Source organism: Chryseobacterium taiwanense (assembly GCF_000813825.1).
Lineage (GTDB): Bacteria > Bacteroidota > Bacteroidia > Flavobacteriales > Weeksellaceae > Chryseobacterium > Chryseobacterium taiwanense.
Map to the genome: position 1 here is coordinate 24,491 of NZ_JWTA01000020.1, position 18,088 is coordinate 42,578.

The window sequence follows — 18,088 nt, forward strand, 5'->3', positions numbered from 1 at the left end:
AGTCTCAAACTCTTTATCATCAAGGATATCTAATGAATTATTTGTGGCTAATAATATAGTTTCCTTACATACATTTATGCACCTTAATAGAGGACTTACAATAGAATTTCCGTGTTGAACAAATTTATATTTTATAGGAAATAACAAAATTTTTGACGTAACTACTTCCAATTTTCGATTAATCTAATTGTTTTATTATCTGGTTCATTTGCTTTATCAATTGGAGAAATATCAACCATAATGGGTATTTGTAAGCATTGCCCGGCAATAATACAAGTGCCTGTTGGCAAAATAGGTAATGATTCAAAAGAAACTTTATCCAAATATGATACAGTCCTTTCAACCGCAAGAATATCGTTATTATTAATTAATCGGTGTAGAATAAAATTATGTAACTGAGAAATAATTGTTGCGGAAATATCCGACGGTCTCTGACTAGCAATTGTCATAAAAACACCAAATTTTCGCCCTTCCTTTATTATTTCCTCAAACGTTTCTAATCTGTAGTCTTTCCAAGTTTCGCTTTCTCTTTCGGAAATATATGAAAGAATATTATGAGCTTCGTCCACTATTATATTTAAGGATTTTTCTTTTTTCCTATTGGATTTTTTATGTTCTGAGTAAAGTTTTTGTGACACGAGTAGGGGAATCATTTTTTTTATGTTCGTATTAGTTTTATGCAAATTAATAACACAAAAAAAATTATCATGCCAAAAATCTTCTTCATCTAAATCATCTATAACTTTAATTACAGCATCAATATCTTTATGGAAACTTTTTAGCTTATTTATTACAGGGGAAATATGTTCGTTGATAGCTCTATTGCTAAATATATCATTTATTAATTGTAAATAAAGGAAATGTATTATTCTCGAAATAAAATCTTTGCTAAATTCATATTGAGTTATATGCTGATAAAGTAATGTATCCTCTATACTTTCTGGGTTACTTCGCAAATATTTGCCATCAAATACAAATTCACCATATTTATTGTTGAAGTCAACATCATTTGCCAGATCAACTTCAATATTATCTTCGTCATATAAAGGTGGCAGAATTTCTCTAAAATAGTCGAGCAATAATTCAGCTTTAATTTTATCAGCCATCTTATATACGTCTTTAACCCTTTTTCTGAGAATATTCTTAAAATATTCTAAAGCATCATCTGACTTAACAATTTTTTTATAAAATTCTAAAGTTCTTGCCACAAATGGTTTTTGTGTCTTTTCAGTTGCATTTGCAATTATACTGAACAAATCTTTATCAAGTAAATCGCTTTCGTGAAAGATAAGCTTATCCTTCTTACGTGCAAAACGAGTATTTAAATTGTAAACTTTTTTTTCTTCAATTATACTGTATTTGGATTCGTACTCGCCGTTAAAATCGAAAAGAAGAAATTTTGCATTTTTATTAAACTTTTCTTCGTTCTTAAACTTCATAAAAAGTTCGTAATATACTTTTGCCAAAGTATAAGATTTACCGCTGCCTGTATTTCCAAAAATACCAATATGACTAGCAAAGAGTTCATTAATACCAATTTCCACATTTTGGTTGGGTTCATGGGTTAAGGTTCCAATATTTAATGGTAAATCAGTTTTTCCTACAAAATGGTGTACATCTTGAAATTCTTTTTTATCTAACAGAAAACATTCATTATTAATTAGAGGAAGCTCTTTGATACCCCGTTCAAAACCCCGTTTTGTAAAAAAGCCTAGGAGCTTTACAATTAAAATTCGCTTAATTTTCTTTTTTTCATTTGTATAATCCTTATCAGTAAAGTTAGAATCTTCATAAATAGATTCGCCATCAACTTTACCGATGATACGATTAAATCCTTTTGTAATTTTAATATAGCTATTTACCGAAATATTTCTAATTATTTCACCATTATACAATAAATGTGAACTATTTTTACTCTTGTCAACTTCAATTTTTACTGTTCTTCCTTCAACCGAAACTACCTTGCCAACTTTAAAAATAGAATCTTTTTGTAAATCTTTTTCCATTTTTTAATCACAATTAATGTTATCTAACATTTTTTTAAATATAGTTTCATTGATGACATTAAGATTAAAATTCTCAATTTCAGTTAGTAGCTCTACATTATGAAAATCTTTTAAATCAATATTATCTAATTTAAGATTACTTACTATATCTGTTGCTGCTTTAGTGTAAGATGATATAAAAACTTTTAGTGTAGGATTAGATCTTATAGCTCTGAAAGTAATATCTCGGATGTGCTCGTCTGCCATTGAAAATCCGAAAATAAATAATACACTATTTTCTTTTTCTAGCTCATTCGCATAAAGCCTTAACATTTCATAATATGACTTGTTGAAAGTCGTATCTTTGAATTTTGCTTTTGTTGGATTTACAACTTGAAGTTTTTCATACGCCGAAACAAAATCTTTAGTATCTATAATTGTTGTTTTTTGTGCTTCTTTAACAATTTCTTTAAAGGGAATATTTTTTTTGTGTTTATTCCAATAATCATTATCTAACTTAATGATGTCTAAAAATTTGATTTTATTATACTCTTCTTGAATTGAATATATTGTATCAATGTTATTGAAAATTAATTGATTACCTTCAAGTTTCCATGTAATTGATCCATGTATTTTTAGTAGATTATAAACCGGGATTTCAGCAATGTTATCGTAATGAAGACTTTTTTGATAAAAAGATTTTTTAAAATTACTTAAGCTAAAAGTTTTCTTGAAAACACCATTAAATCCATCATTAAAATGAAGATTTAGATCTTCTATCACTTTTTCTAAAAAGATATCGATGTTTGTTGTAAATAAGTTGGTTTGTTTATTTACTGTATTACTCCTTCTTTGATAGATTATTTGATTAATTAATCGAAGAAAATCCTTGTAACCTTTGTACGTGTTCTGAAGTTTTTCGATGTCATTTTTAGGTGCTGAAACTAACTCATCTTTAATTGACACTATATCGTATAAGAGAATGTTTTTTTGCATTGCTACAACAAAATAACTTGCATATAGACTCGCTTTAATATAATCTCTTAAATCTGCTTTTATTGAAGTATCATTTTCTAATTCAGTTAGCCAGATTTCAATATTTCCTAACGTTCCAAAAAAAGGATTTGAAAGGCCTGAACCAATCAAAAAATTTATATTACAATCTTGGATTATGTTTTGCCAAGTTTTTAGCTTGTCTTCAAATGGATTCGGGGTGGCGCTCATTTTTCTATGGTTATTAGTTTGAATCTATTTGTTTAACAATCAAATTTTATTAAAATTAATAATTGTTTCTTCAACTCTATTACGGCTTCCCGTAACAATAAAATTAAAACTCAGTATTATTACTAATATTTAATCAAAGATTATAATCTATTCTTTATCAATAATTTTTATAAAAATAAATCAGATAAAAATGATTTTAAAAAATAGAATTTTAGAAAAAAAATTCCGAGAGTATGAATTAAGAGTAATAATAAATGGCCAATTTCTCAAAATATGCGGTTAAATTAATTCTAAATTTGTATGCTTGTAAATTTCTTCGTATCCAATATCTAAGCACATCTTATTAGAAGAATAATTATTTAGATCCGTCATTAAAAAACTTTTTTGATTTTTGTCAAATAAAATTTTACTGCATTGAGACAATAATAACTTGCCTAAATTTCTATTTCTAAAATCAGGTCTCACAAAAATTATTCCGATATCAGGATCAGAAATTGTACAAAACGCTACAATTGTTTGTGATTCCTTTAGTATATAAATGGAGTTATCTTTTATATGCTCAATAATCGTAGCGTTTATAAAAGCTTTCTCTTTATTTCTCTTTCCTTCATATTCTTCAACATAATAGGCTAGCATCATTTCCGTTAGTTCTGTATGGTCTTCTAATTGTGGTAGTAGTGGTGTTTCACTATTTAAAATTAATAAACCTTTATTATTTAGTTGGTAAAAAATGCGATCCTTTATAACTGAAAAATTTGTTACATTCTTTCCTCTTATAATGCTGTAAACTAAATTATAATCACCCATTATTTCAAACCCCTGAAAAGATTCAAAATTTATGATACTTTGCAATTCAAGTGTAAATTCTTTTAATGTGTCGCCATAGATAAATAGTTTTCCATCTGTTTCAATGTAAATAGCCCAATATGTATCCAATCTCAAAATTCTTGTATTTTCTGTTATTGGCAGTTGACCAGTAGCAAACGCGTAATGTAAAACATTACTAAGATATTTGTATTTATATTCAGTTACATCAATATTATAGTTTAAAAAATGAAAAAAGTCGTCTTTTTCATTGATAGTAATTATTTTCATAATATGTTATTAGTTAAATCTAATATAAAAAATATTTTTTTATTAATATTTATGTTTACAAGGCATTATATTATTTTACCGGAGAAATTTAATAGTTTTGAAACATATATTAATAATTATTAAAAGATGATGATCTCTTTCTTGTGGAAACAGAATTCATATTGGTATTTCATAACCTTTAATTTGCAAATGTTATAAATTTCTTTATATAAGAATTATTTCACCAATATTCTGAGCGTAACTATTAAGAAATTTGCAAATAAAAAATCCTGACTATCAGTCAGGATTTTATCTATTTATATTGCCAAAAAAATCTTCTAAAGTCATTTGCCTTTTTTGACAAATTTTAATCAAAGTTTTTAAAGACATATTGTAATCAGTCTTAGATGTTCCTAATGCAATATTTTTAATTCTTCTTACAGTACTTTCTTCGACACCACATTTTGAAGCAAAATCTCTCTGTGACTCCGCTTTTGAAATCCAGTTAAGATAAATGTATTTGCAGATATCAACAATTATGTCTTTCTCATCCTCCATTATAACAAATTAAATGAAAGAACAAAAAAATAGTGCGGTTTTCTGTGCGCAATGGAAAATTATTGTTATATTTGTAAAATAGGTTACAGAAAGTGTAACTTTGTGATACTTCAAAGAAATAATGAAGCTATTGCTTAGAATCTTGTACTAGAAAACTGGTAATTTTTAAACACACAAGACGATAAGTATTAAGCTCACGACCTAGGCGTGGGCTCTCTTATCTGTGTGTAAGGTATACCAGTACCCCTAGTTCAGAGAATGTAGAGTTCCCATGCCGTTTTTTCCAATGAAGTTGCTCTTTCTACATAAAAATCTAAGCCCGCTCTACGCATAAAGTATCAGAATATAGGATACAATAGGAGGGTACAACCTATTGCGGCTGTAAAAAGCTTACACGGGAACACAGATTTCATTCATATTAAATTCTTTCCGGTGCCTTGCGGTCACTGATTACAGAACCTCACCAGTCCTTTTTCATACCAAAGGGCATCAGGAAAGTCTTTACTTCAACCCATGAATACAAGCAACAACTAAAATTAAAATTAAAATCGAAGAAAAAAGAAAGCCCTTTCCCATACAGTTTGCAGACCTACGGAAAAGAGCAGAAATCAGTTATTAATTAAAAATTAAAAACCTTTACAAATCTATGAAAAATTCCTATTACCATATAGGAGGCATTTTCTTTGGGCTTATGTTTGCCGCGGTAAGCACCAGTATAAAAGCCCAAATACGCACCATTTCCGGTACCGTCACTTCATCAGGAAAACCTTTGCAGGGAGTCGTTATTTCCCAAGAGGGCAGTGATCAGGTAACCATGACCGGAGCCAACGGAACCTACCGTCTGGAGGTTTCAGCAGAAAATCCCATCCTATTGTTCAGACACCCTGATTATGCAGAAGAGAAATTCAAACTCACGCATCAAACCGTCGTTAATATCAGCTTAGAACAAAAAGTAAAGGGAATCGAAGAAGTTATTATCAATGCAGGATATTATAAAGTTCGGGATAAAGAGAGAACGGGAAGTATTGCTTCGGTTTCTGCTAAGGACATAGAAAACCAGCCTGTAACCAATGCATTGTCGGCAATGCAGGGCAGAATGGCAGGGGTGAGTATTGTTCAGAACAGTGGAACTGCGGGAGGTGGTTTTGATGTTCAGATCAGAGGTCGGAATTCTTTACGAACCTATAGTACAAGCAGCTTCAATGCGAATGCTCCCTTATATATTATTGATGGAATACCCATGCCATCAGGAAATGAGTTCAGATCGGGACTTGCATCGGCGGTTTTACCGTACTCTGATACCAATCCTTTAAATGCCATCAATCCGGATGATATACAAAGCATTGAAGTCTTAAAAGATGCCGATGCAACAGCGATCTATGGTTCTAGAGGAGCAAATGGAGTGATTCTGATTACCACAAAACAAGGAGTCAAAGGTAAAACACAGTTCAGCTTCAGTTCCTCCTACGGATTGGGGCGCATTGCACGACTTCCTAAAATGATGTCTACCGAAGACTATATAAAGATGAGAAAAGCAGCCTTTGCCAATGACGGAATTCAAACGATTCCAATTACAGCTTATGACTTGAAAACGTGGGATCAAAATAAATATACCGATTGGCAAGACTATTTTATCGGGAATTGGTGTGAACAGACTGGCAATCATATCAATGTATCGGGTGGAAATGAAAATACAAAGTTTACGCTGTCAGGTGCTCATGATGAGCAGACCACCGTATTTCCGGGTAATTATCGGTATAAAAGGAATAATGCAGGTCTTAGTGTACAACATCAAAGTACGGATCGTAGATTTTCAGTGAATTTCTCATCCTATTACACCACCCAAAGCAATGTGTTGCCACCCACTGATTTTTACAGAATTTATACCGGTATAGCTCCCAATGCTCCCGATTTGTATACACCTGATGGAAGCATCAATTGGGAAAATAACACGTTTACCAATCCGATGGCCGCAGCTTCTCAAACCTATAAGACCGACTCCAAACAGCTGATTTCAAATCTAACATTGGAATACAAAATTGTTTCAGGGCTTACCGCAAAATTGAATAGCGGATACACCGAAAATACAATTAATGAGAAAAGGCTCTATCCTAAAACATTCTATAATCCGAGTACGAATATCGGAAGCGAAAGATCAGCGATCAGAAAAGGAGAAACGAACAGCACAAGCTGGATTGTTGAACCTCAGTTGAGCTACACTAAACAGATCGGTAAGCATAGTTTCAATCTGTTGGTAGGAACGACTTTTCAGGAGCAGCAGGCGACCAATCAGGTATTGTATGCCTCCAACTTTCCATCGGATGAACTGATTGAAAATATAGGTTCAGCACAAAGTGTTGTCGTAAGCAGCACAGGATCTTTTGTCTATCATTATCAATCGGTATATGGTCGCTTTAACTATCAGTTGGATAAAAAGTATATCCTGAATATAACGGCTCGTCGTGATGGTTCCAGCAGGTTTGGACCCGCCAACAGGTATTCCAATTTTGGAGCATTGGGAGCAGCATGGATCATATCCAACGAAAAATTCTTGGAATCTCTACCATGGATAAGTTTTGCTAAGTTAAGAGGAAGTTATGGAACGGCAGGGAGTGACCTGATAGGAGATTATCAGTATTTAGATACCTATCAAAGCGGTTTATACCCTTATGACGGAGTACCAAGTGTCAATCCTGTAAGGTTGTTTAATCCGAATTTCGGATGGGAAAGAACCAAAAAATTTGAAACAGCACTTGAATTGTCATTTTTTAAGAACAGGATTAATTTTACGGGAGCCTATTACAGAAATAGAAGCTCAAGTCAGCTTGTAGGAATACCATTGCCGGGAACTACAGGGTTTACAAGTATTCAGGCGAATTTGGATGCAACGGTACAAAATTCAGGATGGGAATTTACATTGGAATCGACCCATATGAAAAAGGATGATTGGAGCTGGAATACCTCCCTTAATCTATCCGCACCAAGAAATAAATTAATTGATTTCCCGAATATTCAGGGCTCTACTTATGCCAATACTCTGGCAATCGGACATTCGACAGTGATCAGAAAATTGTTTCATTACACCGGAATTGATCCTACAACGGGAGTATACCAATTTGAAGATGTGAATAAAGATGGAAAGCTGGATATCAATGACCGAACAGTAATCAAAGATATTGGGGTACGTTGGGAAGCAGGGATTACCAACAATATTCAGTATAAGTCATGGAAGCTGCAATTTTTGATTCAGTTGGTCAATCAGCTACAGAATAACAGCTATTCTTACGCGGCAAATCTAGGATTAATGGGAAACCTTCCCATTCAATTTTTAGACTATTGGACTCCCGAAAATCCTAATGCAACATTTCAAAAACCAACGACCTATGCAAATACGACTCTGGCAAATGCCGCTTTGAATTTTAACAATAGCGATGCAACGGTAAGTAATGCTCTTTATGTGAGACTAAGAAATATCTCTTTACAGTACGATTTTCCTAAAGAGACTTTTAAAAGTATGCATATGTCCGTGTTCTTTCAGGGACAGAATCTGTGGACTTGGACAAAATTCAAGAATCTGGATCCGGAGTTTATCACGGCTGGGTTTACGCCTCCTTTACAGGTTTTTTCCCTAGGGTTTAACATAAAATTTTAAAAGATGAAAAAAATAAAAAAGACAATAGTATTATGTATGGTTGCTCTATTGGTGAGTTGTCATGACTTTTTGGAAGTTGATCTCCCCAATGATCAGCTGACAGCTGATCTTATTTTTAAAGATGATCAGCTTGCAAAAGCAGCAATGGCTGGAGTGTACAGATCATTGGAAGAAAAAGGCTTTCTTTCAGGTTCCTCAGCAGGAGGAGGAGGGTATATGGGATGTTATGCGGATGAGTTGGTATCTTATCAAATCAGTACATCTAACCTGACTCAGTTGTACAGCACAACAGTTAATCCTCAATCTAATGTGGTAAAAACGTTATGGAATGATACCTACAATCAACTTTACAGCATCAACAGGGTGATTGCTGGATTGACTGCCTCTACGGGTCTATCAGCAGATGTTAAAGCCAAACTGATGGGCGAAGCATATTTTCTCAGAGCATTTCTGCATTTCTATCTAACGCAGACCTTTGGAGATATTCCCTATGTGACCTCTGTAGACTACGTAGAAAATTCCAAGATTAAGAAAACCCTTTCAGATCAGATTTTAATATTGTGCCTTGATGATCTTGCAAAAGCCGAGAATGGACTTCCCCAACAATTATCACCGGGATTGAGAATCAAACCCACCAAAATGGCTGTTTATGCCTTAAAGGCAAGGATATTTCTTTATAAAAAAGATTGGGATAATGCCATTATCACTAGCTCGAAAGTGATTGCTCAGGGAGGCTACACGGTAGAAACCGATTTGTCCAAAACATTTCTGAAAGAAAGTAAAAGCTCGATATGGCAACTTGAACCTATAAAAACAGGAAATAATACAAAAGAAGGAAGTTTTTATACGATTCTTTCTGCACCGCCTACTCAGGTATCTCTAACCTATGATTTTGTCAATTCTTTTTTTCCGGGAGATCAAAGAAAACAAAAATGGATAGGAAGCAAAAGTGATGTGCAACAAAATATGTATTACTTCCCCTCAAAGTATAAGCAATCTTCGGTTACAGCAACAACGCTTGAAAATTCTATAGTGTTAAGAGTGGAAGAAGTATTTCTGATAAGATCTGAGGCTTATCTCAATAAACTGATGCTGTCGCAGGCGCTTTCAGATCTGAATATAATAAGAACAAGAACCGGACTCGCTGCTTTTAGTTCCAATATTCCAAATGAAATCATGCATGAGATCATACAGGAAAGAAGGCACGAGCTATTCGCAGAATTTGGTCATCGCTTTTATGATCTCAGAAGGCTAGAAATGCTTGATGATGTTCTTCCCCTTGTAAAGCCACAATGGAAGCCATTTAACAAAAATTTGCCTCTCCCTGAAAGTGAACTGCTGTTAAATCCCAATCTTGGAGCTCAAAACGATGGATATTAAGAGAATATATTGTCTAACACTGTTGCTCGCCACATGCAGTCTCTATAGGTCACAGATTACTGAGGATTCAATACGGCTGACAAACGAGAAATACTCAAAGTTTTACTTTAGTAAGCCCTCAGCAATAAGCCCCGATAATAGATGGATGGTAATAAGCGACACGAATTTCTACGGATTGCAGAGAGCAACACTGTTGGATATCAAAAATAAGAAAACAGAAGAGCTCCTTTTTGGTAGTCGTTATTTTTTCTTTAGTCATAATATCCTTGTTACCCAAAGAACGAATCATACTATTATTAGAATTTTGGAGGAGCAATTAGAAAAGACCATTACAGGGAATTTCCAATACAAACCTTTTGTAAAAGAGGGGAAAATGATCTTTTATGAAAGAAAAGCCAGACAAGTAGTAATTGTTGATAATAGCCTTAAGGAGATAGCAAGTCTTGAAAATGTTGAAATGGTGCGTTTTGATGAGGAGCTGCCGTCAGTGAGTTTTATCATTGATAAGAAAATATATAGTATTGATCTAAAATCGATGAAAAAGACAAAGTGGGGGAGTGCAGATCAGGTAAAATGGATGGGAAACCTGAAATCCGAACTGATTACTCTGCAATCAATGAATGGAACCTATCACATAGGTCGCTATGCTAAAAATAATGTAGCACGTTCTATCCCATTAGACATGCCTCAACGTTTTTATCTTGATAGTCTTTTATTGTCATCTGTTGAACTCAAAAACAATCGGTATCTGATCATACCTCTTAAAAAAGAGAGGCTTAGTAAAAAAGAGAAAAATGAAATTTTTTACACCCATCAAAATCATAATTACAAAAATCCTTTTTCACAAATGGCAGTATATGATCTGAAAAATGAAATATGGAAAAGACTGCCCAATGTGTCAGATGAATTCGCTCAGCAACAATTTATTGATAATAGAGAAACGATCTTATATTACGATCCCTCAAAGGATACTCTTGAATCTTTTATTAATGCAAGATATGAGCAAAGTATTGAATTGGATTTTGGAGGGCGAAAAAGAAAAATAGACAATGTTCACGCACTACCCGAAAATTTTTATTTTGATCCCATTTCAAATACCATGATTTACTATAAAGATCGTAGGTGGAGAATTGAAAGTATAATGAAGAATATAAGCCGTGAAATACCGTTTGAAAGACCAGAATACTTCATTAGTGAGGTATATAGTGGTTTGTCTGATCGTCCTTCAGGTAAGGTATATCCTACTAATCTGTCATCAAAATACATCATTACGGATGAGTATGATCTTTTTCTGGTCGATGTCGTCCATGTGACGGTTAAAAGATTAACATTTGGAAGGGAAAAAGAAATGGTTTTCAGTATTCCGGAACCTACAGGCTTGGGAAGGACCTCAGATTCTCACTGGGATAAGGAAGTAAATATAAAGGTAGATCTCAGTAAAAAAATCTTGCTTAAGGCTCTGAATAAAAAAGACTATAGTTCCCAACTCTGCGAGTATGATGTGAAAAAATCTGAACTAAAAATACGGGAGGAAACAGGTAATAGGATTCAGGATATTTACCAAGTAGGAAACACGATTGTTTATACCATGGAATCCTATCAAAAACCATTATCAGTATATACGTTACAGAATGGCGTTAGCACATTGGTGTATCAAAGTAAGGGAGTTGATCAACAAGAGTTGGTCAATCTGAAAAAAGAAATCATAAGATACGAAGTGAATGGAAAGAAATATAATGCAGCATTGCTGTATCCAGCCCATTACAAAGCTAATACGACGTATCCCTTGATTTTTAATATTTATGAGAGAAAATCAAAAGATATTTTGATGTATCAAATTCCTTACCTATTCGATACACAGGGATTTAATATCATGCACTACGTATATCAAGATTACTTTGTTCTGTTACCTGACTTTGATTATGAAGTGGAGAATGTCGGCCGCTCAATCTCAAAATCTGTGGATGCAATTGTAGAAAAGCTTACAACTAATAAAAATATAGATTTGAATAGAATGGCCGGTGTCAGGGCATTCATTTGGAGGGTATGAAACGGCATTTTTAATGACTCAGAATAAGTGGTTTACAACCGGAATTGCAGGTGCGGGTTTTGTTGATCTTCCAAGACAGGCAATGAGTTATCACAAATTTTCATATTTAAATTATGTACCTGATTACGCAAGGATTGAGTCTCAACAAAATAGGATGATCAAAAGTCTGTTCGAAAATTATCAGGGGTATCTTGATAATTCACCGATATATCATTTGAAAAAGTTGTCAAAACCGATATTGTTATGGGCAGGTAAGGATGATGACAATATTCATATCGATCAATCGAGAAGCTTCTTTATCGGGATGAAAAGATTGGGCAAAAAAGGAATTTTATTGGAATATGCAAACGAAAAGCATAATCTGAGAAGTCAAGAAAATCAGCTTGATTTAAATGTAAAGGCTTGGCAATGGATGGACTTTTACCTTAAAAGTAATAAACCTTCGGAATGGATAAGACCGATGTTGGAATAAAAAAGGCTGCTGTTTTCACAGCAGCTTTCTAAATTATTGACGTTGATAAAGTTCAACATTACAGGTACTAAGGTTTTCAGGTACATCTAATCCAAATACCTGTGTACCGGATGGAGTCCCGTTTACGGTGCAAATGACCGTTGGAGTCGTATCACATTCCGCCACTTTTTCACAGCTTCCAATACTGTGATTAAAAATGTAACCGTCCTGTGGTGCTAATTTTTTTGCAGTTGTGTTATCTGCGTGACTTGCATACGCTGTTCCTATTCCCATCAGGATAACAGCAGCACTTAAAAAGTGTGTTCTAAAAGTTTTCATAATAATAAGAATTTGAAATTTGTTGCCTACAGTTATAGGTCTTCGGCTTTACCTGTGCGCCTTTCAGCGCTTTTTGTACATGCGCTTGTACCTCATGATATCATTACCTATTAATACATAAAAATAATTTTCAGTTGCTAAAAAGTCTCTTACGACTTCTTTTTTGATATGGTAAATAGGGAAACTATATAAGTAACTATTACTTTTATACTCATAGACGTCTATAATTTTGGATTTTTTCCAGATGGTCTCCGATTCATGTCTGCCTTTCAGACTTGACATATTGAAAAGTATTCCATCGTAGGCGGATTGGATGAGATTGACTTTTAAAGGTGGTTTTGCCAGTTTTCTCACTCCTTCTTTGTTACTGATAATTTCAATATTAGCCTTCGAAGTTGAGTCTATGGTTCTGCCATTTCCTAAAAACTGGAGATTTTTGTCAAGTCTTCGATATTCGTTTCTATAGAAATAGGTGTAAATGTATTCACCTGACGAAGGATCTACTACAAATTTACCATCGGTGTCAAAAATTCCATCCACCTGTTTTTCAAGAAATTTGTCATTAAATTGTATTGCATCTCTAGAAATATCAATATTTCCAACGACATTTTCATTTCTTGCAAGTGAATGGGTTCTGTATATATACTTGAATGGTTGTATCATTAAAATTTGAGAAAAGAAAAGTTTATCTTTCATAATCAGATTAGCATTTTTATCCGGAAATTTTCCTTCAAATATGGCAGGAACTTTACCGTCCGTAAAACTGAAGTACGGATACTTGACCTGTAACTGTACAGAGCTAAATGCTAATCTTTTGTCACTGATGGTTAGCGTGTCAATTTCCAGCGTTCTAAAATCCGGTACTATTTTCCCCATCAGTAATGGTGCAGTCGTATTCCCTAAAAAGACTGAATCACCTTTCGAACCTGCAAAATAAAATGAATTGGCATTTAAATGGATGGTTTCAGGAAAATCAATGGCATGTGGCCTAAATCTTCGGGTAAAATTATTTTCTTTCTTTAAAATGTACTCTGATGAATCATATAAGTAAGTGATCAAAAAAGCACTGAAAGCAATTACCATTAAAATCTTTGCGCTGTAGATTACAACTCTTTTACCACTATTTTTTTCAAGAATTATAATGCTAATCATTGAAATAATGACACAAACAATATTGAATATCAGATGTTCTGTCCATCCCATTTTTTCAAGTATTCCTCCACAGGAACAAGGGATGAAATCACTAAAATTCAGGATAAAATAGATATAGATGGTAAATGAGGTCATCAGTCCCATTGATCCATATAGACCTAATAAACGGAGCTTTGAAATAACCAGAAACAGGGCAACAATGAGTTCAATACTAATTACTGCATAAGAAATGAAACTCGCATAAGCACTTAATATTGGTGATTGAGCAATCTGAATCTGAAAATTTTCAAAATCCAGTACTTTGCTTATACTTGCATAAATAAACAGTAAGATAAAAAAATAGCTAATACAATTTACCGTAAATTTTGATAGTTTTTTCATATAATTTAACATTTATACAATAAGATCCACTGTACTTTTACTCCTCCATATAATGGCATTTTTGAATTTTCTGATACAGCCGCTGTTGTGGTGTATGTTCCGGTCACTTTCCAAATTCCACTGATAGGGCAAGTATTACCTGACTCAATGATCGTCTCATTCATACAATGCATAAGTGTTTATGGGTTTATTTTCCAATTATCACGATCTTTAGGAGGATCGACTTCTACAACTTCCGGTTCTTTTTCTTGACTGGTACTATCGGACTTTGATGATGGTCTATTGTGAGTATCATCTGTGGCATACACTGGGATTTCACTGGACTCAAGAAGTTCTTCTGATCGACATGATTTTGTAGTAATGAGCAATAAAATGCCTGCTAGAATATAAATTGTTTTAATGTTCATGATCTGGGATTTAAAAATTGATTAATCCCGGCCGGTGTTTTTGTTAGAATTCTGAAACGAAATTAGAAAGCCGAACCTTTGGAAAAAAAGTTTTGTAGACCTGATTTATAAACTATTTATATGTTTTTTATAAATCAGGTCAGAATGTTGTTGGGTTTTAATTTTCTTATTTTCAGAATGTTATATGTTTTGTCGGAGGTTCGTATTTCTCTGTTTTTAGAAATCACGATAAGCTTTATTCATTTTATGTAATTTTATACCATAATAACCAGATAACAATAATTTGCTATGAAAAATATTTTTAGATTGAGTAAAATATCATTCATTCTGCTATTTTCTTGTATATTCTTCAAAGCGACTGATTTTGGAAAATTAAGATCATCATATGATAACTTTGCTGAAAATGATGAAAGAGGATTGGAATTTGTCCGGTTATATATTCAACAAGCTAAAGTTGAAAGTAATTTTAAGGAACTATCTCAAGCATATCGGGATGCTACAAGCTTTTCAAAAGGGAAAAAACTCATATTTGCAGACAGCATTATATGGGCGGCTCAACAATCGAAAGACCCGGATGTAATAGGTAACGCTTATTTAACTAAAGGAAGTGTTTATTATTTTACCTACAGAAAATATCAAAAAGCTCTTGATGAATATCTTATAGCATGGGAGTATTTAAAAAATTCAAAAAATTCTTATTTATATTATAAAAACTTGTACCATATAGGAGTGGTGAAAAGTTACTTAGGGTATTATGAAGAGGCGTTTCAGATGTTCTCAAAATGTCGTTCGTATTATAACGTTTATAAACGTAATGAGAAACTTTCTAATCTAAAATACAATACAAAAAAAGGGTATCTAAATAGTCTTAATCAAATGGCTATTTGTTTATTTTACCTTTCAAAATTTGAAGAAGCCTCAAAGCTTATTGAAGAGGGGATGAGAGAATCCGCAAATGATTTGAATTTTGATATCGAAAGAAGTTATTTTTATAAGTTGAGAGGTGTTCTTAATTATGTTAAGAATGTAGATGAAGCTGCTTTGTCCGATTTTAATGTTGCCTTGATAGGAATAGAAAAAAAACAGGATTTTACCAATGCTTCATTAATTTACTTTTTAAAAGGAAAAATCTTTCTCAGAAATGGTCAAGCTAAGGAAGGCTATGCCCATCTGAAAAAAATAGATTCAATATTTGTACAGCATAAATTTGTGTTACCAGCAGTTCGGGAAGCCTATGATCTTCTTATTCAAAATTGTCAGATGACAAAAAATACAACTGACGAATTGTATTATACTAAGCAGTTATTAAGTTTTGATAAAATACTATCCACTGATTTTAAGTATCTCTCGGGAAAAATATTTAAAGGATATGATACCGAAGATCTAATTCATTCAAAAGAAAAACTGGAGTCATCTTCCCAAATAGCCTATATTATTGCCGGAAGTACAATAATGTTATGTATTGTTTTTTCTATAATGAAATATTATCAGCTTACATATAAAAGAAGAAATATTCTAACTGACAAAAAAGTGGTGGATGAAACTTCTATTGAGGATAATGATAAATCATCTCAGAAGTTGTCTAAAATAACGGATAAGGTGATAAATACTATTCTTAGCAAACTCCAGGTCATGGAGCAAAATGAGTTTTATCTGGAAAAAGGACTTACCCAAAATCAACTTGCCAAAAGATTAAAAACAAATACGACCTATCTGTCCGGAATTATTAATGAACATAAAGGTTCAAATTTTAATACATATATTAATCTTTTAAGAGTGGAATATGCCAAAAAAATGCTGACAACAAGTAGTGAATGGAGGAAATATTCAATAGAAACAATCGCAAAGGAGTGTGGTTTTACCAATAGATCTAATTTTTCTAAAATCTTTATTGAAGTAGTAGGTGTTAGCCCTGTAGAATTTGTTGAAAAGATACAAATGGATCATGTTGAGTAATCAGCTTGTAATTTAATTCGTATTTTTTATTAAAAAAATATGGATAATAACTTATTTATCAAAGAATGTAAAATAAAGCTAAGTTCTTTAGAAAAAAAACTAAACTTAATAGAATCAAAGTTTCAGGGGGAAAAAATTGAATTGTGCGAACGAGCACTGATGGAAATTGATATTCCTGTTCGGGAGATTAAAGCTGTTTTAACAGAACATAAATTTGATGCAGTTGCAGAAGAAATATATTTCTTTAAGATTATTAAACCTCAGTTTATTTCTAAATTTATCTATTATTCTAAACTTCTTTCTATCGAAGTAACCATTCCAAATGCAGGAAAAACTGTACTAAAAGAATATTTTGAGTGCGAACTCTTAACACTGAAAGCATTCTACGATCGTTATACCGACTTTTATGAGTATTATAGACGTAAGGCTACTTTTCTTGATCATAAATACTTTATAAGAAATCAGTTTGATCTTAAAACAAAACTGGAAGCAGGACTTTATGATTATGATGAAAAATTTGCTACTTCTCATGATCATATTGTATCACAGATCATAGCCAACGATTTACTTGAAAAATATCTATTGGAAGCAATTACTAATATTGATGGATATAATTTTAAAACCACAGAAGAAAAGTTAATTTTATCATGGTCTTCTTCAAAATCCTCATTGGTTGAACTTCTTTATGCTTTATATAGTTCTCATACTTTTAACGGTGGAAATATTGAATTTTCCGAAATTGTAAGGTATGCTGAGAAAACCCTACATGTTGATCTTGGAAACTTCTACAAAACTGTACATGAAATCAAGAACCGGAAAACAAACAAAACCAAATTTTTACAACTTTTAAACGAAAATTTAAGTAATAAGCTGTTAGAAGACGATTGAAAAAGCTATAAAAATGATACGTATTAGTTGAGAGTGAATTTTTGTAGAAAAACAATCGCTCTATTTATTATCACTCACAGATAATCTCTCGGTAGTACGAGAAACTACCGAGAGATTCTTATATTTTTTTTAAAACTTTGTCATAACCATAACACAAAAATTATGAATATTGATAAAGCAGAATTTATTTCATGGATGGAAAGAATTATGACACGATTCGACATCCTAAGCGAAAAAGTAAAAGAAAATCAAAATGGATTAAGTAGTATTGATGGAGAACAATTGTTAGATAATCAAGATGTTCTACAGTTATTAAAAATTAGCTCGAGGACACTTCAGCGATACCGCTCCGAAGAAAAGCTATCGTATTACACCATAAGCGGTAAACTTTACTATAAGCTTTCTGATGTTCATCAATTAATTAGAGACAGTTTTAAATCTTCAAACCAAAATAAGCATAGTTGATAATAATTATTGTTCAAACTAATACATTGATTTTGTTGATAGATATAAGCGCTATTCTTGTAAAGGTGCAATTTAAAAAGAATGCTAATGATCTGCTAAAACAACGCTTATTCTTGAAATTAAATT

15 protein-coding genes are annotated in these 18,088 nt (G+C 32.7%); 7 read left to right on the top strand and 8 right to left on the bottom strand.

Annotated features, from left to right (window positions below):
* Positions 1-161: 161 nt before the first annotated feature.
* The 4 genes from RM51_RS17835 to RM51_RS17850 all read right to left on the bottom strand — a co-directional run bounded on the left by RM51_RS17835 (position 162) and on the right by RM51_RS17850 (position 4,841).
* The gene (locus RM51_RS17835) at positions 162-2,006 is read right to left on the bottom strand and encodes an ATP-binding protein (RefSeq protein WP_039372791.1); all 1,845 of its coding nucleotides are present in this window, start codon (positions 2,004-2,006) and stop codon (positions 162-164) included.
* Between the two features lie 3 nt (positions 2,007-2,009).
* Positions 2,010-3,209 carry an SIR2 family protein gene (locus RM51_RS17840; RefSeq protein WP_039372794.1) on the bottom strand — a complete coding sequence of 400 codons (1,200 nt, stop codon included), beginning with the start codon at positions 3,207-3,209 and terminating at the stop codon, positions 2,010-2,012.
* Positions 3,210-3,488: 279 nt separating this feature from the next.
* On the bottom strand, positions 3,489-4,304 hold the full coding sequence (locus RM51_RS17845) for a GNAT family N-acetyltransferase (protein ID WP_039372797.1): 816 nt from the start codon (positions 4,302-4,304) through the stop codon (positions 3,489-3,491).
* A gap of 288 nt (positions 4,305-4,592) precedes the next feature.
* Positions 4,593-4,841: a helix-turn-helix domain-containing protein gene (locus tag RM51_RS17850; RefSeq protein WP_039372799.1), complete on the bottom strand. Its 249-nt coding sequence runs from the start codon at positions 4,839-4,841 to the stop codon at positions 4,593-4,595.
* 646 nt (positions 4,842-5,487) lie between these two features.
* On the opposite strand from RM51_RS17850, the gene RM51_RS17855 reads away from it, so the two are divergent.
* From RM51_RS17855 to RM51_RS17870, 4 genes are all read left to right on the top strand, one after another.
* Positions 5,488-8,493 carry a SusC/RagA family TonB-linked outer membrane protein gene (locus RM51_RS17855; RefSeq protein ID WP_039372801.1) on the top strand — a complete coding sequence of 1,002 codons (3,006 nt, stop codon included), beginning with the start codon at positions 5,488-5,490 and terminating at the stop codon, positions 8,491-8,493.
* 3 nt (positions 8,494-8,496) lie between these two features.
* The gene (locus tag RM51_RS17860) at positions 8,497-9,873 is read left to right on the top strand and encodes a RagB/SusD family nutrient uptake outer membrane protein (protein WP_039372804.1); all 1,377 of its coding nucleotides are present in this window, start codon (positions 8,497-8,499) and stop codon (positions 9,871-9,873) included.
* Between the two features lie 145 nt (positions 9,874-10,018).
* Positions 10,019-11,923 carry a hypothetical protein gene (locus RM51_RS17865; protein ID WP_039372806.1) on the top strand — a complete coding sequence of 635 codons (1,905 nt, stop codon included), beginning with the start codon at positions 10,019-10,021 and terminating at the stop codon, positions 11,921-11,923.
* The gene (locus RM51_RS17870) at positions 11,895-12,395 is read left to right on the top strand and encodes an alpha/beta hydrolase family protein (protein WP_131667098.1); all 501 of its coding nucleotides are present in this window, start codon (positions 11,895-11,897) and stop codon (positions 12,393-12,395) included. Before RM51_RS17865 ends, RM51_RS17870 begins: the two co-directional genes overlap by 29 nt.
* A gap of 33 nt (positions 12,396-12,428) precedes the next feature.
* Here RM51_RS17870 and RM51_RS17875 read toward each other — a convergent pair whose 3' ends face one another.
* The 4 genes from RM51_RS17875 to RM51_RS17885 all read right to left on the bottom strand — a co-directional run bounded on the left by RM51_RS17875 (position 12,429) and on the right by RM51_RS17885 (position 14,653).
* Positions 12,429-12,713 carry a DUF6520 family protein gene (locus RM51_RS17875; RefSeq protein ID WP_039372810.1) on the bottom strand — a complete coding sequence of 95 codons (285 nt, stop codon included), beginning with the start codon at positions 12,711-12,713 and terminating at the stop codon, positions 12,429-12,431.
* Positions 12,714-12,776: 63 nt separating this feature from the next.
* Positions 12,777-14,246: a MauE/DoxX family redox-associated membrane protein gene (locus tag RM51_RS17880; protein ID WP_039372830.1), complete on the bottom strand. Its 1,470-nt coding sequence runs from the start codon at positions 14,244-14,246 to the stop codon at positions 12,777-12,779.
* 5 nt (positions 14,247-14,251) lie between these two features.
* Positions 14,252-14,410: a hypothetical protein gene (locus RM51_RS19565; protein WP_165585021.1), complete on the bottom strand. Its 159-nt coding sequence runs from the start codon at positions 14,408-14,410 to the stop codon at positions 14,252-14,254.
* A 15-nt stretch (positions 14,411-14,425) separates the two neighbouring features.
* The gene (locus RM51_RS17885) at positions 14,426-14,653 is read right to left on the bottom strand and encodes a hypothetical protein (RefSeq protein ID WP_039372811.1); all 228 of its coding nucleotides are present in this window, start codon (positions 14,651-14,653) and stop codon (positions 14,426-14,428) included.
* 288 nt (positions 14,654-14,941) lie between these two features.
* Between RM51_RS17885 and RM51_RS17890 the strand changes: the two genes are divergently transcribed.
* The 3 genes from RM51_RS17890 to RM51_RS17900 all read left to right on the top strand — a co-directional run bounded on the left by RM51_RS17890 (position 14,942) and on the right by RM51_RS17900 (position 17,962).
* Entirely contained in the window at positions 14,942-16,609 is a 1,668-nt protein-coding gene (locus tag RM51_RS17890) for a helix-turn-helix domain-containing protein (RefSeq protein WP_039372814.1), read from the top strand.
* A 39-nt stretch (positions 16,610-16,648) separates the two neighbouring features.
* The gene (locus tag RM51_RS17895; RefSeq protein ID WP_052248559.1) at positions 16,649-17,497 is read left to right on the top strand and encodes an RteC domain-containing protein; all 849 of its coding nucleotides are present in this window, start codon (positions 16,649-16,651) and stop codon (positions 17,495-17,497) included.
* A 162-nt stretch (positions 17,498-17,659) separates the two neighbouring features.
* Positions 17,660-17,962 (top strand): helix-turn-helix domain-containing protein, encoded by a 303-nt coding sequence (locus RM51_RS17900; RefSeq protein ID WP_039372817.1) that lies wholly within the window; start codon positions 17,660-17,662, stop codon positions 17,960-17,962.
* Positions 17,963-18,088 lie beyond the last annotated feature (126 nt).